The 20,356-nt window shown below is 62.3% G+C and carries 18 protein-coding genes; 8 read left to right on the forward strand and 10 right to left on the reverse strand.

All coding sequences use genetic code 11. From position 1 onward, the window contains the following. Positions 1–78 precede the first annotated feature (78 nt). Entirely contained in the window at positions 79–1,851 is a 1,773-nt protein-coding gene (locus ACY8D3_RS17390; protein ID WP_462380064.1) for an acyl-CoA dehydrogenase C-terminal domain-containing protein, read from the reverse strand. A gap of 427 nt (positions 1,852–2,278) precedes the next feature. Between ACY8D3_RS17390 and ahpC the strand changes: the two genes are divergently transcribed. The 4 genes from ahpC (at position 2,279) to ACY8D3_RS17410 (ending at position 6,098) form a co-directional block, all read left to right on the forward strand. After that, entirely contained in the window at positions 2,279–2,842 is a 564-nt protein-coding gene (gene ahpC, locus ACY8D3_RS17395; protein ID WP_462380065.1) for an alkyl hydroperoxide reductase subunit C, read from the forward strand. A 143-nt stretch (positions 2,843–2,985) separates the two neighbouring features. Then, entirely contained in the window at positions 2,986–4,551 is a 1,566-nt protein-coding gene (ahpF, locus tag ACY8D3_RS17400; RefSeq protein WP_462380066.1) for an alkyl hydroperoxide reductase subunit F, read from the forward strand. A gap of 228 nt (positions 4,552–4,779) precedes the next feature. Beyond that, on the forward strand, positions 4,780–5,319 hold the full coding sequence (locus tag ACY8D3_RS17405; protein ID WP_462380067.1) for a PadR family transcriptional regulator: 540 nt from the start codon (positions 4,780–4,782) through the stop codon (positions 5,317–5,319). Then, positions 5,316–6,098, forward strand: coding sequence for a siderophore-interacting protein (locus ACY8D3_RS17410; protein ID WP_462380068.1), 783 nt, complete (start codon positions 5,316–5,318; stop codon positions 6,096–6,098). The genes ACY8D3_RS17405 and ACY8D3_RS17410 overlap by 4 nt, the downstream gene beginning before the upstream one ends. Positions 6,099–6,446: 348 nt before the next feature. On the opposite strand, the gene ACY8D3_RS17415 is transcribed toward ACY8D3_RS17410, so the two are convergent. The 7 genes from ACY8D3_RS17415 to bioB all read right to left on the reverse strand — a co-directional run bounded on the left by ACY8D3_RS17415 (position 6,447) and on the right by bioB (position 13,358). Continuing rightward, positions 6,447–8,252, reverse strand: coding sequence for a phenylacyl-CoA dehydrogenase (locus ACY8D3_RS17415; RefSeq protein WP_462380069.1), 1,806 nt, complete (start codon positions 8,250–8,252; stop codon positions 6,447–6,449). Between the two features lie 318 nt (positions 8,253–8,570). Next, complete coding sequence (locus ACY8D3_RS17420; RefSeq protein ID WP_462380070.1) at positions 8,571–8,834, reverse strand: hypothetical protein; 264 nt, start codon at positions 8,832–8,834, stop codon at positions 8,571–8,573. Between the two features lie 89 nt (positions 8,835–8,923). Beyond that, entirely contained in the window at positions 8,924–9,604 is a 681-nt protein-coding gene (gene bioD / locus ACY8D3_RS17425; protein ID WP_462380071.1) for a dethiobiotin synthase, read from the reverse strand. Further along, the gene (bioC, locus tag ACY8D3_RS17430) at positions 9,604–10,374 is read right to left on the reverse strand and encodes a malonyl-ACP O-methyltransferase BioC (protein WP_462380072.1); all 771 of its coding nucleotides are present in this window, start codon (positions 10,372–10,374) and stop codon (positions 9,604–9,606) included. The genes bioD and bioC overlap by 1 nt, the downstream gene beginning before the upstream one ends. 10 nt (positions 10,375–10,384) lie before the next feature. Then, complete coding sequence (locus ACY8D3_RS17435) at positions 10,385–11,098, reverse strand: alpha/beta fold hydrolase (protein ID WP_462380073.1); 714 nt, start codon at positions 11,096–11,098, stop codon at positions 10,385–10,387. Beyond that, positions 11,091–12,260, reverse strand: a complete 1,170-nt coding sequence (gene bioF, locus ACY8D3_RS17440; protein ID WP_462380074.1) for an 8-amino-7-oxononanoate synthase — start codon at positions 12,258–12,260, stop codon at positions 11,091–11,093. Before bioF ends, ACY8D3_RS17435 begins: the two co-directional genes overlap by 8 nt. Positions 12,261–12,308: 48 nt before the next feature. Continuing rightward, positions 12,309–13,358, reverse strand: a complete 1,050-nt coding sequence (gene bioB, locus ACY8D3_RS17445) for a biotin synthase BioB (protein ID WP_462380075.1) — start codon at positions 13,356–13,358, stop codon at positions 12,309–12,311. Between the two features lie 178 nt (positions 13,359–13,536). On the opposite strand from bioB, the gene ACY8D3_RS17450 reads away from it, so the two are divergent. Together ACY8D3_RS17450 and ACY8D3_RS17455 are read left to right on the forward strand one after the other, a co-directional pair. After that, positions 13,537–14,262 (forward strand): phosphoribosyltransferase family protein, encoded by a 726-nt coding sequence (locus tag ACY8D3_RS17450; protein ID WP_462380076.1) that lies wholly within the window; start codon positions 13,537–13,539, stop codon positions 14,260–14,262. A 92-nt stretch (positions 14,263–14,354) separates the two neighbouring features. Further along, positions 14,355–15,329 carry a serine/threonine protein kinase gene (locus ACY8D3_RS17455; RefSeq protein WP_462380077.1) on the forward strand — a complete coding sequence of 325 codons (975 nt, stop codon included), beginning with the start codon at positions 14,355–14,357 and terminating at the stop codon, positions 15,327–15,329. Between the two features lie 12 nt (positions 15,330–15,341). On the opposite strand, the gene ACY8D3_RS17460 is transcribed toward ACY8D3_RS17455, so the two are convergent. Beyond that, complete coding sequence (locus ACY8D3_RS17460) at positions 15,342–16,601, reverse strand: DUF445 domain-containing protein (protein ID WP_462380078.1); 1,260 nt, start codon at positions 16,599–16,601, stop codon at positions 15,342–15,344. Between the two features lie 233 nt (positions 16,602–16,834). Between ACY8D3_RS17460 and rarD the strand changes: the two genes are divergently transcribed. Beyond that, positions 16,835–17,749, forward strand: coding sequence for an EamA family transporter RarD (rarD, locus tag ACY8D3_RS17465; RefSeq protein ID WP_462380079.1), 915 nt, complete (start codon positions 16,835–16,837; stop codon positions 17,747–17,749). 749 nt (positions 17,750–18,498) lie between these two features. Here rarD and ACY8D3_RS17470 read toward each other — a convergent pair. Further along, positions 18,499–19,011, reverse strand: coding sequence for a glycine cleavage system transcriptional repressor (locus ACY8D3_RS17470; RefSeq protein ID WP_462380080.1), 513 nt, complete (start codon positions 19,009–19,011; stop codon positions 18,499–18,501). Between the two features lie 149 nt (positions 19,012–19,160). On the opposite strand from ACY8D3_RS17470, the gene ACY8D3_RS17475 reads away from it, so the two are divergent. Continuing rightward, entirely contained in the window at positions 19,161–20,345 is a 1,185-nt protein-coding gene (locus ACY8D3_RS17475; protein ID WP_462380081.1) for an MFS transporter, read from the forward strand. The last annotated feature ends 11 nt before the right edge of the window (positions 20,346–20,356 follow it).

The raw sequence follows: 20,356 nt of genomic DNA on the forward strand, positions 1-20,356 counted from the left end.
AAGCAAGACTACGTACCCCTTCGCGACCTGAACAGAAGCCATTACCGGCACGATCTGTAAGTGATTGCTTACAGACTGTCAGATGGCATCGTCCGCAAGCAGGTACAGCGACTTGCTGCCTGCCCTCACCGAGGCACTGAGGGATTCGATGCGCGGCAGCAGGCGGTCGAAATAGAACCGCGCCGTAGCGATCTTGCCCTTATGGAAGTCGTCATCCTTGCCGTCCGCGACCGCTGCCATCCGCGCCCACATGAACGCATAGGCGGTGTAACCGAAGACGTGCAGGTACTCCACGGAAGCAGCGCCGATCTCCCGCGCATCCGCCTGTGCTGCGTTCATTACCCAGTCGGTCAACGACTCCAGGTTGTCTATCGCTTTGGCGAGCGGCGCAGTGAAGCGTTCCTGACCGCTTGGCGCCGATGCCACGAACGCACGCATTTCCTCCACGAATGGGCGGAAGAACGCGCCGCCGTTGGCGACGATTTTGCGGCCCATCAGGTCCAGCGCCTGAATGCCATTGGTGCCTTCGTAGATCTGGGTAATGCGGGTGTCGCGCACGAGCTGTTCCTGGCCCCACTCGCGTACGTAGCCGTGGCCGCCAAATACCTGCTGGCCATGAATCGTGCATTCGAGCCCGACGTCCGTGAGGAACGCCTTGGCCACAGGCGTCAGCAGCGCAACCATGCCGTCGGCGCGCTCACGCTCCTCTGCATCCGGGCTGTACTTGGCGCGGTCCAGCTGAAGCGCCACGTAGGACGAAAAGGCGCGACCGCCTTCGTTCAAAGCCTTCATGGTCAGCAGCATGCGACGCACATCCGGGTGGACCACTATCGGATCCGCTGGCTTGCCGGGTGCCATAGCGCCCTTCGGCGAACGGCTCTGGAGCCGCTCCTGGGCGTATTCACGCGCGCTCTGCCAGGAACGCTCGGCCGCTGCCAGCCCCTGAATGCCAACGCCCAGGCGCTCGTAGTTCATCATGGTGAACATGGCGGTCAGCCCGCGATTGGGCTCCCCGACCAGCCAGCCCTGCGCGCCGTCGAAGTTCATGACGCACGTGGGCGAACCGTGAATACCCATCTTGTGCTCGATCGAACCGCAGCTGACGCCATTACGCTCGCCCAGTGTGCCATCGGCCTTCACCAGAAACTTGGGCACCAGGAACAGCGAAATACCCTTGGGCCCGGGCGGCGCATCCGGAAGCTTTGCCAGTACCAGGTGGATGATGTTGTCACTGAGGTCGTGCTCGCCCCCGGTGATGAAGATCTTGCTCCCGCTTACGCTATAGCTGCCGTCGGCCTGGGGCTCGGCACGTGTGCGGATCATGCCCAGGTCCGTACCCGCGTGGGCCTCGGTCAGGCACATGGAACCGCTCCATTCGCCAGAGTACAGGCGCGGCAGGTAAGTGGACTTCAGTTCTTCGCTGGCGTGGGCGTTGAGCGCGAGGCAGGCACCCGCAGTCAGCATGGGGTAAAGGCCGAAGGCGAGGCTGGCCGAGTTGACCATTTCCTCCACCTGCGCGCCAATCACCTTTGGCATGCCCATGCCGCCGAAATCAAGGTCGCCGCCAACGCCTACCCAGCCGCCTTCCGCATAAAGCCGGTACGCGTCTTTGAAGCCTGCGGGCGTGGTGACCTGGGTGTCATGCCAAAGACAACCTTCCTCGTCGCCGGTCCGGTTGAGCGGGGCGATGGTGCCCGCTGTGAGGCGCCCCGCCTCTTCAAGTACGGCCCAGGCGGTCTCGGTGTCCACATGGCCAGCCAGCGCAGGCCAGCGCTGCCATTCGCTGCCCACGTCCAGTACATCTTCCAGAACGAAACGCATGTCGCGCAGGGGCGCCTTGTAGTCAGCCATCTTCTTGTCTCTCTTTGCTGGATTCTCGATACATTGGTCGCATCGGACGGAATTCCTGACCCGCACCCGGTCAACATGAGGACGGGCTATGCTGACGCACGCGGCATGTCGCACATCGAGCTTGAAAAGCAGGCTGTTTGCACCCAGCTACCGTAAGGATGTCTCGGCGCTCGGTGCATGCTGCTTAGGTGTCGCCCGTGCGGATCCGCTGCATCGACATGCAGTGTATGCCAGTGCCGGCAAATTAAAACAAACGTTCGAAAGCAATAGTGGGCGAGCGGTATGCCTGACTTTGCGACGACATGTTTTGAGCCGACAATGGCCTATTGAGTGAGGCAATTGATCTAATGGCCTCAATCAATTTTGGAAACTGGCTAGCCGCCGGTAACCTTCTCTCCAACTTTCAAACCGATACCAAGGAGTGCTTATGTCTCTGGTCAATACCCCGATCAAGCCTTTCACCGCTCAAGCGTACAAGAACGGCAAGTTCATCGAAGTCAGCGATACCGACCTGAAAGGCAAGTGGTCCGTTTTCTTCTTCTACCCAGCCGACTTCACCTTCGTCTGCCCGACCGAACTGGGCGACGTTGCTGATAACTATGCTGAGTTCCAGAAGCTGGGCGTCGAGATCTACTCCGTTTCGACTGACACTCACTTCACCCACAAAGCCTGGCACGACAGCTCCGAGACCATCGGCAAGATCCAGTACACCATGATCGGTGACCCAACGCTGACCATCAGCCGTAACTTCGAAGTCCTGCGCGAGTCCCAGGGCCTGGCTGACCGTGGCACTTTCATCGTCGACCCGGATGGCATCATCCAGGCTGTCGAAATCACCGCAGAAGGCATCGGCCGTGACGCTTCGAACCTGCTGAACAAGGTCAAGGCTGCTCAGTACGTCGCTGCTCACCCAGGCGAAGTTTGCCCTGCCAAGTGGAAAGAAGGCGAAGCGACCCTGTCGCCGTCGCTGGACCTCGTCGGCAAGATCTAAGGATCGTTCCGGCGCCGCAGCAGTAAGCGGCGCCTGACCATCCGCCGACGCATCACTGTCTTACCAATGATGCCGGAGCGCCCGGGCGCGATCCGCCCGGGCGTTTTCGTTTCTGAATTTCACGTTTGAGAGGAACTCGTCTCATGTTGGACGCCAATCTTAAAACCCAGTTGCAGGCCTACCTCGAGAAGGTCACCCAGCCGTTCGAGATCGTCGCGTCCCTCGATGACGGCGACAAATCCAAAGAGCTCCTGGGCCTGCTCCAGGACATCGTCAGCCTGACTGACAAGATCACCCTGAAGACCGATGGCGAAGACAGCCGTCGTCCTTCCTTCGCCCTGAACCGTCCGGGCGAGAACATCAGCCTGCGCTTCGCCGGCATCCCGATGGGCCACGAATTCACCTCGCTGGTGCTGGCTCTGCTCCAGGTTGGCGGCCACCCGTCCAAGCTGGAAGCCGACAAGATCGAGCAGATCAAGTCCATCGAAGGCGAGTACAACTTCGAGACCTACTTCTCACTGTCCTGCCAGAACTGCCCTGACGTCGTTCAGGCGCTGAACCTGATGGCGGTCCTGAACCCGAACATTCGTCACGTCGCCATCGACGGTGCGTTGTTCCAGGCCGAGGTCGAAGAGCGGCAGGTCATGGCTGTACCGAGCCTCTACCTCAACGGTGAAGTCTTCGGGCAGGGCCGCATGGACGTCGAGCAGATCCTCGCCAAGCTCGACACCAACTCCAGCGCTCGCGACGCCGAGAAGCTCAATGCCAAGGAAGCGTTCGACGTGCTTGTCGTCGGTGGCGGCCCAGCTGGCGCTGCTGCGGCGATCTATGCCGCACGTAAAGGCATCCGTACTGGCGTCGCAGCCGAGCGTTTCGGGGGCCAGGTGCTCGACACCATGGCGATCGAGAACTTCATTTCCGTGAAGGAAACCGAAGGCCCGAAGCTGGCCCGTGCGCTCGAAGAGCACACCCGCGAATACGACGTCGACATCATGAACCTGCAGCGCGCCGCCAAGCTGATCCCGGCGACCGAAGTGGGCAACCTGCACCAGGTCGAATTCGCCAGTGGTGCGACGCTCAAGGCCAAGACCGTTATTCTGGCCACCGGCGCTCGCTGGCGCGAAATGAACGTGCCGGGCGAAGCGGAATACCGCAACAAGGGCGTGGCGTACTGCCCGCACTGCGATGGCCCGCTGTTCAAGGGCAAGCGCGTAGCGGTCATCGGCGGCGGTAACTCCGGCGTCGAAGCGGCCATCGACCTGGCCGGTATCGTGGCACACGTTACGCTGATCGAATACGACAGCCAGCTGCGTGCCGATGCCGTACTGCAGCGCAAGCTGCACAGCCTGCCGAACGTGAATGTCATCACCAGTGCGCTGACCAGCGAAGTGAAAGGCGACGGCAAGAAAGTCACTGGCCTGACTTACAAGGACCGTAACTCGGACGAGTTCCACTCGGTCGAACTGGAAGGCATCTTCGTTCAGATCGGCTTGCTGCCTAATAGCGAATGGCTGAAGGGCACCGTGGAACTGACTCCGCGCGGCGAAATCGTCGTCGACGCCAAGGGCCAGACCTCGCTGCCGGGCATCTTTGCCGCAGGTGACGTAACGACCGCGCCGTACAAGCAGATCGTCATCGCCATGGGCGAAGGCGCCAAGACCTCGCTGGCCGCGTTCGACCACCTGATCCGCACCAGCGCACCGGCCTGATCCGCCGTCACGCAATATAAAAACCGGCTTCGGCCGGTTTTTTTATGCCTGCGATTTCGCGTGAGTGCACCACACGGTTCCAACACTGAGCATGCGTGCCTGGCTGACGCACACGGACTCGTGATCGGTGGAGATAACCCTATCGATTCCCTTCCGCCGATGAATAAGAATAATTTTCATATAGCCACCTAAAGATATATCTTACGACTTATCTTTAAGAGGTCACCAATGAATCCATCTACCTTTATCGGCGATACCGCCCTTCGCGCCGGCAAGGAGCGCGGCCCACGGGTTTTCGCGCCTGGTGACCTGAAGCTCCTCCTGATGGAGTTGATCGCAACCGAGCCCCGGCACGGCTATGACCTTATCCGCCATATCGAAACCATGTTCGATGGAGCGTATTCACCCAGTCCGGGGGTGATCTATCCCACGCTCACGTTCCTCGAAGAAAGCGAATGGATCAGCGGCGAGGCGGGAGCTGGCAAGAAACGCTACGCCGCTACAGATGCCGGTCGCGCCTGGCTGGCAGAGCAAACGCGTGCGCTGGAAGGCATGCGCACACGCATCGAGCTGAGCCGGCGAGCGCTCGCGGGTCACAGCCGCCCGCCCGAGATTCACGAAGCCGTCGGCAACCTGCGCCATGCGCTGCGCTTGCATCATGGCCGCTGGACACCCGACGAGATCGAGCGCGTCAGCCGCCTGCTCAACGAAACTGCCCACGCCATTGCGTCGGGCTCCGAAAATTCTGATGGCGAGGCCTCTCAATGAACACCGAAACACTGGAAATCCATCGTGTCAGCCACCCCATCGTGCGTCGTCGCCTCGATGTGGCGCGCGTTGAAGACATTACCCCACGTATGCGCCGCATCACGCTGGTGGGCGAGCAGCTTGAGGGCTTCATCAGCGCCGCACCGGATGACCACGTAAAACTGCTATTCGCCACCAATGATGCCGAGCGCCAGGCCATTGAAACCTTCGGGTCCGGCCAGGAAGGCCCCGGCCAGGCAGGGCCCAAGCCCACCATGCGCGACTACACGCCTCGCCGCTACGACGCGGAGAAAGGCGAGTTGGACATCGATTTCGTGCTGCACGGCGATGGTCCTGCTGCAACCTGGGCGAGCCAGGCGCAGCCAGGCGATCACTTGCACATTGCCGGGCCGCGCGGTTCGCTCATCGTTCCAGACATGTTCGAACACTATCTTCTCATCGGCGACGAAAGCGCCCTGCCCGCGATCGCTCGTAGACTTGAAGAGCTACCCGCAGGCCGCCGGGTCCAGGCCATCATCGAGGTCGAAGACGATACCGAACGGCAACCGCTAGCAACCCAAACTCAGCTGGACTGCCGCTGGGTTCGGCGCAGCGCTGGCGAATCCCTGCTTGAAGCGGCGCAGCAGGCCGAACTACCGGCCGGAGCGCTTTATGTGTGGATCGCGTGCGAAGCCAAACGCTCCCGCCAGATCCGCGCACATTTCATGAACGAGCGAGGCATCGACGAGGCTCAAATCAAGGCCGCCGGCTATTGGCGTGTCGACGCGGAGGAGGAATGAGGGCCGTCGTTTCTGGAAGGGGCTTGGGCAGACGCCCTGCTGCAAGTAGATGTAATTGAAAGGAGGAAGCGGCGTGTTGTCGGTATCCGTGTGCGGAAAGGGCTACGCCGTTTTCCGCTCTGCCGACTGGCTGAGTGTCCGGCTCGGCAGATAGCGCCTCACGCACTGGACCGGAATGAAAGCGAGTGGGCTGAAGACGACCTCGCAAGGCTTGCACCAATACGGATCGGTCGGCAGCCACCAGAAGTACTTGGCCCCATACCCCTGTGCACGCTGCCGCTGATCGAGTTGCTGAGGATCACTAGGTAGGGTGGATGGCCGAAGCCATCCACCCTCCGGTCGAAGCGATTACTCGCCGATCAGAAACGCCGCTTCGTCCATCGCCATCAGGTTTTCTGCACCGGACAGCATGGCCTCGGCGTGCATGCGCGTACGCGGCAGGATACGGGCGTAGTAGAACCGCGCCGTCTGCAGCTTCGCCTCGTAGAACGCCTTGTCGGCATTGCCTTCCGCGAGCTTCTCGCTGGCCACACGGGCCATGTCAGCCCAGAAGTAGGCAAGGCACGCATAGCCCGAATACATCAGGTAGTCCACCGACGCCGCACCGACCTCTTCACGATCCTTCATGGCGGCCATGCCGATCTTCATCGTGATCTCGCCCCACTCCTTGTTGAGCTTGGCGAGCGGCTCGACGAACGTCTTGATCGACGCATTCTCAGCGTTTGCCTGGCAGAACTTGTGGACGATCTTGGTGAAGCTCTTGAGCGATTCGCCCTGCGTCATCAGCACCTTCCGGCCCAGCAGGTCGAGCGCCTGAATGCCCGTGGTGCCCTCGTACATCATCGCAATACGGGCGTCGCGCAGGTTCTGCTCCATGCCCCATTCGCTGATGTAGCCATGGCCACCGTAGATCTGCATGCCGTGCGACGCGGCCTCGAAGCCCACTTCGGTCATGAAGGCCTTGGCGATCGGCGTCAGGAAGGCCAGCAGCGTGTCGGCGCTCTTGCGCTCGGCCTCGTCGGCGGAGCGTTGGACGATGTCGACCTGCTTGGACGCGAAATACAGCAGCGCCCGGTTGCCTTCGGTGAACGCTTTCATGGTCAGAAGCATGCGACGCACGTCCGGGTGGACAATGATCGGGTCGGCCGCCTTTTCAGGCGCCTTCGGACCCGAGAGCGAGCGCATTTGCAGACGGTCGCGGGCGTAGCGAATACCGCCCTGGAACGCGACTTCGGCGTGAGCCAGACCTTGCAGTGCCGTGCCGAGACGCGCGGTGTTCATGAAGGTGAACATGCAGTTCAGGCCCTTGTTAGGCGGCCCGATCAAAAAGCCAGTGGCACCGTCGAAGTTCAGCACGCAGGTCGCGTTGCCATGGATACCCATCTTGTGTTCGATCGAACCGCACGCCATGGCGTTGCGCTCACCCACGCCACCTTCAGCGTTCGGCAGGAACTTGGGCACGATGAACAGCGAAATACCCTTGGTACCTGCCGGGGCATCGGGCAGGCGAGCCAGAACGATGTGCACGATGTTTTCGGCCAAGTCGTGTTCGCCCGCGGAAATGAAGATCTTGGTGCCCGAGATTCGGTAGCTGCCGTCTGCCTGGGGCTCGGCACGGGTGCGCAGCATGCCCAGGTCGGTACCGCAGTGGGCCTCGGTGAGGCACATGGTGCCAGTCCATTCACCGGAAACCAGCTTGGTCAGATAGGTCGCCTGCTGCTCAGGTGTGCCGTGCTCGTGGAGGGTGTTCATCGCCCCATGAGACAGGCCAGGGTACATGCCCCAGGCCCAGTTGGCTTGGCCGATCATTTCGCTGATGGTCATGCCCAGCGACTCGGGCAGGCCCTGGCCGCCATGCTCGACATCGTGCGCCAGGCTAGGCCAGCCCCCTTCCACGAATTGCTGGTAGGCCTCTTTGAAGCCTGTCGGCGTCTTCACGCCAGACTCGCTCCACACGCAGCCTTCCTGGTCGCCTACGCGATTAAGGGGGGCCAGCACCTGCTCACAGAACTTCGCACCTTCCTCGAGGATGGCATCGACCATGTCGGGGGTCGCGTCTTCCGCGCCGGGCAGTTGCTGGTAGTGGGCCTCATACCCGAGCAGTTCGTTTCGAACGAAGCGGATGTCGCGCAGGGGAGCCTTGTAATCGGGCATGACGGTGACCTCTATGAGTTTCTGGCCGCGGTTGGCACCGCAGGGCATCAGTTGTTATTGGGGACTCGGAGGTGGAGCAAAGACGATCAAACAGATGTTTGAAACCTACGTTTGGATCATCCTTGTGTCAATAGGTCGCACGAGCCTCTTGTCAGAGGACAACGAAGCGGCCAGCGCTACGGCAGCATGGATGTATTCGGTGACGATTTCAGACGCAGAACACGCGCACAGCCGAACGCCCCACGCCGCTTTCGCGGCGTGGGGTTAAACAAGGATAGTCGTGTGGGACAGGCCGCGAGGCGGCCTATCAATAGGCCGTCAGGCGCGTGTGTCGATCAGGGTGCCCAGGACTTCGTCCGCAGTCTTGATGACCTTCGCGCCAACCTCGGCCTGGTAGCGGCCCTGCTGGAGTTCGATCAGGTTTTGTGCGGTGTCCTTTGCGTCGCTGCGGCCCTCGGCACGGCTGCTCGCCTGGACGGCAGTCGCCTCGGACGCGATGTTCGATGCGGCGCGGTCTACGCGCTGTTGGCCGCCCTGATAGGTATTGAACCCGGCAGTAAAAGCGTTTCCGGATATCTGCATGATGAATGCCTCGGATAGATGGCTCGATGACATTAGACCAAAAGCCGCGGTGCGCGGGAATGACCGATTGGCTATGTCTTTATTACCGCTTATGCCAACAGGCTCACGTCCAGATGCCCCGCGACCGCCTCAGCCGAGGCGGTTTGAAGCCGAGAGACTCGTCCCAGACAGGGCGCGCCCAGATGCGCTTCCAGCGAGGCGAGTGTTTCATCACGTCGCGACATGTCGGGATCGATGAGATTGGCGACCCACCCGGCCAGCACCAGCCCATCCGAACGTATCGCTTCGGCCGTCAGCAGCGCGTGGTTGATGCAGCCCAGGCGCACGCCAACCACCAGAATTACCGGTAACTCCAATGTCATCGGGAGGGCCGAGAGCATCGCTTCGCCGTTCAGGGGAACGCGCCAGCCTCCTGCGCCTTCAACGAGCGTGAAGCCCGCGTCGCGTCCGAGTACCGCCCCGATGCGGGCGGCAACGCCCTCGACGGAGAGCGACACGCCCGCCTCAAGAGCGGCGACATGAGGTGCGATAGCAGGCTCGAAAGCGAAAGGGTTCACGTCTTCGTAGCCCAGCGACAGTGAGCATTCGGCCCACAGGGCCATCGCGTCGCTGTTACGCAGCCCCTCCGGGGTCTGCGTACACCCGGAGGCCACGGGCTTCACTGCTGCGGTCGAGTATCCAGCTTGCCTCGCTGCATGCAGCAGCCCGGCCGCGATCGTCGTCTTCCCCGCATCCGTATCGGTGCCAGTGACGAAATAGGCACGTTTCATCATTGCTCCTTTCGCAAAACGCCGTACACCACTTGATAGGTAAGTGGCAGCCCGCGGTCCGTACGAAAATCCTCGTAGGCGTCCGCGAGCGCGAGCAAGCGCCGCCGACCGCTCAAGCCGTCCGGGCGCCCTTCGTTCCGGTTCTGCGCACCGATTGCCTTGAGCGAGTGCATGAGCGCCCGAACATCGTTGAAATAGACCGTATGGGCGCGCTGCTCCAGCGCCACCGTTTGCCAGCCGGTCCCCGCGCAACTGCGCTGATAGGCCTCGAACGCCCGGAAACGGTTCACGTGGACGAAACCGTCTACCCGCTGCCAGCTGGCCTGGAGTTCATGCAGTGTCCCGACACACAGGCTGCTGAACGCCAACACGCCGCCGGGCCGCAGTGCCTGCCTGGTCCCCCGTAGCACCGCGTCGAAGGCGCTGCACCACTGGAGCGCCAGGCTCGAAAACACCAGGTCAGTCGATGCTGCCACTAGCGGCAAACGCTCGGCGTCGGCACACACCCAATGCCCGGCACCACCACCTGGCCGTGCATGGCGGAGCATGCCTTCGGCCAGGTCCAGCCCAATGCCTGTACCGCCGAAACGCTGGGCCAGCGCCCGTGTGAAATAGCCCGTGCCGCATCCCAGATCCAGCCAACGACCGACATCGAGAGCCGGCAGTAGCTCCAACAAGTGCTGCCCGACGTCGCGCTGCAGGTCAGCAGCGGCGTCGTAGCTGTGCGCGGCGCGAGAGAAGGACGCCGCCACGCGTCGTTTGTCAGGCATTGCCGCGGCCTCAACCGACACGGGCAGCCTCCACACGGCTGACGATCAGATTGGCTACCGCCTCGGCCTGCTCGGTGACGAACGCATGCGAAGCCTCGGCCATCAACGCCGTCGTCCCAACAGGCGAAACCCTGGCCAAGGCCGTGGCTGCCGAGGCGGGCACAAGCGCGTCTCGCCCGGCAAACACATGAAGGCGAGGCCCCTCGAACGCTTCCAGAGCACGACGCATCTCCAGTCCGGCGAGCACATCGAGCCCGGCCAGCAACGACTCTGACGGATCAGGCGACTCGGAAAGGACACGGGACAGCGCACGCGCATCGCTCGCGCCCTGGCTGCACAGCAGCGAGAAGCGCTTCAGTGTTGCCTCTGGGTTCATGCCACACCCCTCGCGGAACCGGCCGAACGTCGCGACCGGCATGGCATCGGGCCAATCCTGAGTCGCGACGAACCGCATGTTCGCGCCCAGCGTCACAAGCCCTGCGCAGCGGACGTCGGCCCGCCCCGCAAGCTCCGCGGCCAACATGCCGCCCAATGACCAACCGATCAACCAGCTCTGCGCCGGTATCGCCTTCGCCATACCATCGAGCACCTGCGCCAGCGGTTGACGCAAATCCGGGAGCGGCACAATCGTCACGCGCCTCCCGGCGTTGCGTAGTGCATCAGCCAGCGGCAGCAGTGGAGCCACGCCCAGCCCCCAACCGGGAAACAGAACAATTTCATTCATGGCGTTCACCCCCGGCCCCACTTGTGGCGAGCGCTTCTAGTAACCGATCGATATCAGCGTCTGTGTGGGACGCGGTCAACGTGATCCGCAAGCGCGCCGAGCCTGCCGGCACGGTTGGCGGGCGAATCGCGCCGACCATCACGCCCGCCTCGCGCAGCCGATCGGCCACCTGCATGGCACGCTGACTGTCGCCGATGAGCACGGGCTGGATCGGCGTCGGGCTGTCCAGCAGGGAAAGACCCAGCGATGCCGCCCCCGCACGAAAACGCGCAATAAGCGACTGGAGATGCTGACGCCGCCACGGCTCATCCTTCACCAGTTCCAGGCTGCGAAGCGTGGCACAGGCGATCGCCGGGGACTGGCTCGTCGTATAGATATAGGGCCGGGCAAACTGGATGAGCGTCTCGATCAGTGCTTCGCTGCCAGCAACGAACGCGCCCGCAGTGCCGAAAGCCTTGCCCAGCGTTCCGATAAGCACGGGTACCTCATCCAGGCCCAGACCGTAATGTTCAACGATGCCGGCGCCTGTCTTGCCCAGTACACCAAAGCCATGGGCGTCATCCACCAACATCCACGCGCCATGCGTGGCACTGACGGCGCAAAGCGCCGGCAGGTCGGCCAGATCGCCGTCCATACTGAACACACCGTCTGTGGCCACAAGTGTATCGCCCGACGCCTTCTCGAGACGGCCAGCGAGGCTTGCCGGATCGTTATGCAAATAGCGGAAAAAGCGCGCCCCACTCAGTAGCCCCGCATCGAGAAGCGACGCGTGGTTAAGGCGGTCATGCAGAACGGTATCGGCCTTGCCGACCAGCGCCGTGATCGCCCCCAGATTCGCCATGTAGCCCGTTGAAAACAGCAGCGCACGGGGGCGGCCCGTGAAAGCCGCCAAGGCCTGCTCCAACGCTTCGTGCGGCCCCCCATGGCCAATGACCAGATGCGAAGCACCGCCTCCGACGCCCCAGCGATCAGCACCAGCCTTGAGCGCCGCGATCACGTCCGGGTGGTTGGCAAGGCCCAGATAGTCGTTCGAGGAAAAGGCCAGCAGGTCCCGTCCGTCCACACGTACGTGCGGCCCCTGCGGCGCCTCGAGCAACGGGCGCCGACGGTAAAGCCCATGCGCCTGGCGTTCCGCCAGGCGTGCTTGCAGATCGAATGCCACGACACGTACCTCCGGGCGGCATCTGTTGGGACCAGCGCCCCGCGCTTTTTAGACGGCGGTTGCGTCGTAGAACAGACGGCTGTCACGCTGTTCGATCAGGGCTTGCTCGATGGCAGCCTGATGCACCTCGTCGGCATGCTCTTCGCGCTCTTCTGGCTTGATGCCCAGCCGCGCGAACAGCTGCATGTCCTTGTCGGCTTGCGGGTTGCCGGTTGTCAGCAAACGCTCGCCATAAAAGATGGAGTTTGCGCCGGCCATGAAGGCGAGCGCCTGCATCTGCTCGTTCATCTGCTCGCGGCCAGCGGAAAGCCGGACATGGGATTTGGGCATCATGATGCGCGCGACGGCCAGGGTCCGAATGAAGTCAAAGGGATCGACATCTTTCTCGGCCTCCAGCGGCGTGCCCTTCACCTTCACCAGCATGTTGATCGGCACCGACTCGGGATGCTCGGGCAGGTTGGCGAGCTGAATCAGCAGGCCGGCGCGGTCGTCGATGGATTCACCCATGCCGAGAATTCCGCCGGAACAGATCTTCATGCCGGCCTCGCGTACGTACGCCAGAGTCTCGAGACGATCGGCATAGGTGCGCGTGGTGATGATGTTGCCGTAGAACTCAGGCGACGTGTCGAGGTTGTGGTTGTAGTAGTCCAGCCCCGCTTCGGCCAATGCAACCGTCTGCTCCTGGGTCAGCTTGCCCAGCGTCATGCAGGTCTCCATGCCCAAGGCTTTCACCCCCTTCACCATCTCGAGTACATACGGCATGTCTTTCGCACTCGGGTGCTTCCAGGCGGCACCCATGCAGAAGCGGGTCGAGCCGATGGCCTTGGCCTCGGCCGCGGCGTCGAGCACCTTTTGCACGGCCATCAGCTTTTCCTTGTCCAGGCCCGTGTTGTAGTGGCCGGACTGCGGGCAGTACTTGCAGTCTTCCGGGCAGGCACCAGTCTTGATCGAAAGCAGCGTCGAGACCTGCACGCGGTTCGGGTCGAAGTGCTGGCGGTGCACGCACTGAGCCTGGAACAGCAGGTCGTTGAAGGGCAGTTCGAAAAGCGCGCGTACTTCACGCAGTGACCAATCGTGGCGAGTGATGGAAGCTGTCATGGCAAACCCTGGATAACAGGCGACGGGAGTCGCATGGAGGAATGCTGTCGACAGTAATCCAAAACCCAGTTGACGTCTGGACGTTTATTGATCAATTCATGCTGTGCACTTCGTCTCAGCGTTCGTCACATGCACGCACTACTCTGCCCTACCGCCACCTGCGCAAGGATCGCGCGCAATGCTTGCTTCCCTCCGGAACACCCTTCCCTGGCTAAAACTCGGCAGCGCCTGCCTTCTGTGCGGTGCGTGGGTCGATCACGGTGCGTGCATTTGCGATGACTGCGAGGCTGAGCTTCCCTGGCTGACGCAGCAATGCAGCGTGTGCGCGCTGCCTTTACCCACCGACGGCCTGCCGTGCGGCGCTTGCCTGAAGCGCCCGCCGGCGTTCGAGCGTGTAATTGCCGCCTGGCGATACAGCTTCCCTGTCGATACGTTGGTCGGCCGATTCAAACATCAATCCAGGTGGCCATTCGGCAGGATGATGGGCGATCAACTGGCGCGGCACGTCCGGCATGGGTTCGAGGAAGGCCTGCCGCGCCCTGCCGTTCTGCTACCCGTACCGCTGTCGGCGCAGCGTTTGCGCAGCCGGGGATTCAACCAGTCCGAGCTCATCGCCGCCCAGCTGGCCAAGGCCCTGTCGATTCCGATACACCGTCAATGGCTTGGAAGAACCCGGGATACGCCGGCCCAGCAGAATCTCGATGCGGCCGCACGTCGTCGTAATCTCCGGGACTCGTTCACGCTGTCGCCCCAGGCAGAGGTGCACGGCCAGCACATTGCGCTGGTTGACGACGTTCTGACCACCGGTAGCACGGCCGAAACGCTCGCTCGGCTGCTTCGCCGGGCAGGCGCGACGCGGGTGGACGTGTATTGCCTGGCACGTACCCCGAAACCCGGCGATTAAGGCGGGCGACGGCCGTGGCGAACGGCGCGCCCTCGCACCGGTCAGGTGACAAAGCGCTACACTCCGCCCCTTTCCCGACCCAGCAGACCACCATGGCCCATCCGTTCGACACCCTCACACCTGATCTCGTGATCGACGCGGTCGAAAGCCTCGGCCATCTGAGCGATGCGCGCATTCTGGCGCTGAACAGTTATGAAAACCGGGTTTACCAGGTCGGCATCGAAGACCAGACCCCGCTGATCGCCAAGTTTTACCGGCCGGATCGCTGGACGGACGAAGCGATTCGCGAGGAGCACGCGTTCACCCTCGAACTCGCCGAGCACGAAGTGCCGGTCGTTGCGCCAGCGGTTCACGACGGTGAAACGCTCTTTGAACACCAGGGCTTTCGCTTCGCCCTCTTCCCGCGCCGTGGTGGTCATGCGCCGGAGCCAGGCGACCTTGACCAGCTGTATCGGCTCGGTCAGCTCCTGGGCCGTGCACATCAGATCGGCAGCGTGCGTCCGTTCGAACACCGCCAGGCGCTCACGCCGACGTTGTTCGGTCACGATGCATTGGCCGTATTGCTTGAGGGCGGATTCGTCCCGGCCAGCCTCATACCCGCCTACGAATCCGTGGCGCGGGACCTTATGAGGAAGGTGGACGCGGTGTTCGCGCGCGTTCGCTACACCTCGATCCGCCTTCATGGGGATTGCCACCCCGGCAATCTCCTTTGCCGTGACGATGTCTATCACGTGGTCGATCTGGACGATTGCCGCATGGGCCCGGCGGTTCAGGACCTATGGATGCTCCTGGCGGGCGAGCGCCAGGATCGACTGCGGCAGATCGCGGAACTGGTCGAGGGCTACAACGAGTTCTACGACTTCGACCCGCGGGAGCTTCCGCTGATCGAAGCACTGCGCGCCCTGCGCCTGATTCACCACAGCGCATGGCTGGCACGTCGCTGGGACGACCCGGCCTTCCCTCGCGCCTTCCCCTGGTTCGCCCACGAACGCTACTGGGGCGACCAGGTACTCGCGCTCAGGGAGCAGCTCGCCGCGCTAGACGAAGAGCCATTACGGCTCTTCTGACTGCGATCGCCCTCACCCCGCGAACAATTGCGTCAACGCATGCAGGCACAAGCCCACGAGGCCGCCCACCAGGGTGCCGTTGATGCGGATGAACTGCAGGTCCTTGCCCACGCTCTGCTCCATCTGCTCGACCAGTTCGCGGCTTTCCCACTGATCCACGCGATCGGCGATGTAGTGCCCGATCTGCACGCGGTAGCGCTCCACCAGAGCGGGAACCGCAGCCATCAGTTGCTCGTTGATCCAGTCATGCATGGCGCTGTCCGCGGCAAGCGAATCACCGAAGCTACGCACCAACTCGACGATACGCTGGCGAATGGTCGACGTTTCGCTTTCCAGATCGGCCTGCAGCCAGTCCACCAGATCGCGCCATAGTGTGGTCAGGTAGGCGGATGTCGCCGGATGGTCGAGCAACTGATTGAAGATGCGCTCGATCTCCAGTCGGTAGTTGTCGTCATGCTTGAGGCGGTCGATGAAAGTCGCGACATACTCATCGAACCGCTCACGCAGCGGGTGTTCGCGATCATTGGCGACTTCGGCGATCAGGGCGCTGATGCCGCCGACGACCTTGCGGGCGGACCAGCCCCCCACCATCGTACCGAGCCCGAAGTAACGCAGCGTACGCACCTCGGCCGTGATCGCACGCGCGACCATGGCCTGTGTTTCCTCGTTGCGCATCATGCGGTCAAGTTCGACCAGTACTTCGTCAAGCATGGCCTGATGACGACCCTGGCTCGTCAGAACTTCCAGCGCCTGGCCACACAACGGCGCAAGGTCGACCTTGCGAACACGGCGAATGGCGGTCGCCTGGATGAAGGCCCGCACGCGGTCGTCCCGTAGCGCACCGACGCCGAAACGGGCAACCCCTGCCGTGTGTTGGCCTACCGCGGCGGCGTTGTCGGGATGCCGCAGCCAGTCGGCCAGGCGGCCGCCCAGGTCCAGCTGGCGAATACGCGCCACGACCTGTGGCGTGGACAGAAAATGCACAACGATGAAGTCGGAAAGTTTGCGCCCGATGCGCGCCTTGTTGCGTGGGATGATCGCGGTATGGGGGATGGGCAAGCCCAGCGGATGCCGGAACAGCGCCGTCACTGCAAACCAGTCCGCGATCGCGCCGACCATCGCGGCCTCGGCGAACGAGGCAACATAACCCCACGCGGGATGCTGTGCCTCCAGCGACGTCGCAACGACGTAAAGGATGGCGGCCAGCAGCAACAGCCCTGTGGCGATCGCCTTCATGCGAAACACCGGCGTCTGCCACTTGTTGGGGGTCATTGGCGCCTCTTTTTCAGCTGAGTATCCTTCACAGGGTAGACCGAACGCTCCAGAAGGAGTGCCGCGATACACCAGGCTGGCTTGACTCGATGCAGTGGACTGACCGCCGTCCGTTCATTTTTTGCCCTGCAAAATCTCTCGGCAAGCCCTAACATCTAGGTTGCTCGCAGCCCTTTCGACGCACACGTCCGATCGGCTTGCACCCCCCGCAATCTCCTGTCCTCAGGCCCTTCATGTCCTCCACCACACTTCGTCGCGGTTACCTGCTCGGGCTTACGGCCTACACCCTATGGGGCCTTTTCCCCATTTACTTCAAACTGCTCACCCAGGTGCCAGCGATGGAAATCATTGCGCACCGGGTCCTGTGGTCGGCCCTGTTCGGTGGGCTGTTCCTGCTGGTGTGGAAACATCCGGGCTGGTGGCGTGATCTTCGAGAAAACCCACGGCGGATCGCCATCCTGGCTTTGACCGGCGCCCTCATCGCGATCAACTGGCTCGTTTACATCTGGGCGGTCAATGAAGGCCGGATGCTCGAAGCCAGCCTGGGTTACTACATCAACCCGCTAGTGAACGTACTGCTGGGGCTGCTTGTGCTGGGTGAACGCTTGCGCCGCTTGCAGTGGGTCGCCGTCGTTCTGGCAGCGCTTGGGGTGGGCTACCAACTGATCGTGTTCGGCAGCCTGCCGTGGATCTCGCTGGCGCTGGCGCTGAGCTTCGGCTTCTACGGCCTGATCCGCAAACGCGCACCGGTCGCGGCCCTGCCTGGGCTGGTGGTGGAAACCTGGTTGCTGGTGCCGGCTGTCCTGGCCTGGCTGGCGTTTCATCAGGAATCGTCGAGCGGCCACCTCGATTACTGGCTAAGCCGCGACGCGCTGCTGCTGGCCTTGTCGGGGCCGATCACGCTCGTCCCGCTGCTCTGCTTCAACGCGGCAGCCCGCCACCTGCCCTACGCCACGCTGGGATTCCTTCAGTACATCGCCCCGTCACTGGTGCTGCTATTGGCGATCTTCGTGTACGGCGAGCCGTTCGACAGCACTCGGATGGTGTCCTTCCTGTTCATCTGGATAGGGCTTGCCGTGTATACCGTCGATGCCGTGCGGACGCTGCGTCGCGCAGCGCGTGGCTCCCGCATCGCAGACAAAGGCTGATCATAATTCGATCAGCAGGCTGGAAACCCCGCAGCACGGGGCTTCCAGCGCTTTACCCCAGCGTTACCCACAGGGCGGTCCACGCGATAAGTGCACAACTGGACTGTGATGGGCTTCGCACGCGGATGGCGCGGGCTATAGACCCGCTCAGGCGCCTATACCTGGCCAACTGACGGGCGCGGAAACACCCGCTGACTAGCGGCCTACAGCCAACGACTCAAGCTTTTTTCACAGAGTTATCCACAAGGCTAGACAGATTGGATAACCCGCGCGACCCGGCACTATAAATATGTCACAAGCCCATATGGCGGGCCTCACACCTGTACAGGCATCCATGTGCCTATCGCCGCAGGCGTGAATTGTTCGCTCAATTGCCCTTGCTCTGGAAATCTTATCCACATTGGCCGACGCAATTTATCCACCTTATGAAGGTACTGGGGATAACTGGCAGCGTTTAGATCAAATTGTGATCAAAAGCGCCGGAGGGCCGGGGTGCTAAGCGTACAAACGTTCTTCCATAGCTTATCCACATGATAATCCACGCACGTGGGGTACAGATGGGTACCTCCTTAAGCGCGGCCTAAGGTCAGCGTCTGGCGATGGTGCTCGTCGATAAAATGGTGGGCTGCCTACCCTACAGGGATCTCGCGTTATTGAAGGTACACGCGAGGCGCCCGTCATGAATGGGTACGGGGTGGTTTCGGTGAGGCGGGAAACAGCGGGGCCTCGCCGGTGTGCGATACGCCGCGTCAGGCGTCCTCGCTCAGCGTCAGCTCCACCATCAGCTCATCCGCAAGCGTCTCGACCGCCTGTTGAAGGTCTGGCAGTGCAAGCCCCGCCGGGACTGCCAGGATCGCTTCGCACTGGAACAGCGGCTCGCCGCTCATGGGAGCTTCAACAACATCCGTGGACAGGCTCTCCACATTCACGCCCTGCCCTGCCAACAGCCGCGTAATGTCCCGCACGATTCCGGCGCGGTCATTCCCCACGAGTTCCAGTCGGACAGACTTCCAGTCGCCCACCGGTGCCTGGCCGCTCGGCGCCACCAGCACACGAATGTCGTCGAGCGACTGCAAGGCATTCACCAACGGCTGCCGCTGCGCACCCTCGACGGACACCTCGACGAGCCCGGCGAACTGATCGGCCATCCGCACCATTCGGCTCTCGAGCCAGTTTCCGCCGTGGCCAGCCACGCAACCTGCCAGGCGTTCCACGAGGCCGGGCTGGTCCTGGGCGATAACGGTAAAGACGAGATGCTCCATGGGAAGGCTCCTGCGGCTGCGGTCTGTTCAGAAAGGATTCCGACAGGTGCCGACAGTTCCTCGTGGCGACGGGCAGCAGGTGCAAACGCATCGCTTTCTCGTTCGCACCCATGCATCATGGCCGGCCTCTGAACCCGCCATCCGAACTCATGAACCTGCGTACCTGCCTGATCGCCATGACGGCGCTCGCTGTCGTCACGGACAACCTGATCATCCCGTTCTACCCGCAATACTTCGCGGAGCGGTTCGATAACCCGCCGCCTTCCCATGTCGGTCTGTATCTGGCTGTTATCAGTCTCGTCGTGATGACGGCCTTTCCGTTCTGGGCCCGCATGGCCAAACGCGTTCACCCCGTACGCATTCTGGTCAGCGCGCAATTCATTGCCGGCAGCCTGACCGCAGCCCTGACCTTCATCGACTCGCTCGCGCTGTTCTGGGTGGTGTCGCTGGTAATGATTGCCTTCAAGGGCAGTTACCTGCTCATGTACCCGTATGTGATGAGCCTGCAGAAGCACGAGAACCATACCCAAACCATCGGGACCCTCTCGGTCGTCGTGCATTTCGGTGCGATTCTCGGTGCCGCAGTTGGCGGGCTGATTCTGCAAGTCATGGCGATTGGTGACGTGTTCCTGATCATGGCGGCCGGCGACTTCATCCAGATGGCGATCTGCATCCATCTGCTGCGCGGCAACCTGCCCGTGGCCGGTGAAACCGAAGGCGCCGAGACACCGGTTGAGGAGGCCGACGATGGCCGTCGCCGCAGCCTCCTGGCGATCTACAAACTGTGTGTGGTGATGCTGCTGTTCTACTGCGTGGGCTATATCACGCGGCCGTTCTTCGCGGTCTATTGGCAGGAAGTCGCACACTGGAACAGCGAGCTCATGGCGGGATTTGCCTACTCGCTCCCCGGGGCGATCGCCGTGCTCGCGCTGTGGTGGAGCCGCCGGTCCACGAAGAAGGGATCGACGCGGGACGGGATCATCGCAGGCCTGCTGCTTGGCGCCGCCGCCACCGTCATCCAGGGCTTCGAAAGCCAGTGGTTGATCCTGCTGGGACGCGTGCTGTTCGGCTGGGCGCTGTATCAGGTCACCGTACGGCTAGATGCCCTTTTGTTCGAACTCAGCACGCCTGACAACTACGCGGTGGATTTCAGCAAGGTGAATATCTTCCAGTGCCTGGGCAACATGGGGGCTGCGTATGGCGCGGGCTTGCTGGTCAGCCACTACGGTACGGTGATGCCATTCTGGATAGGCGCTGCGGGCCTTGCGCTGACCGCGGCCTTGTTCCCCCTGCTGATCCCCCGGACGGGACGCGTGGCTGACGCCAAGGCATGATCACGCGGGCG

This window comes from Pseudomonas sp. Marseille-QA0892 (genome assembly GCF_054950135.1).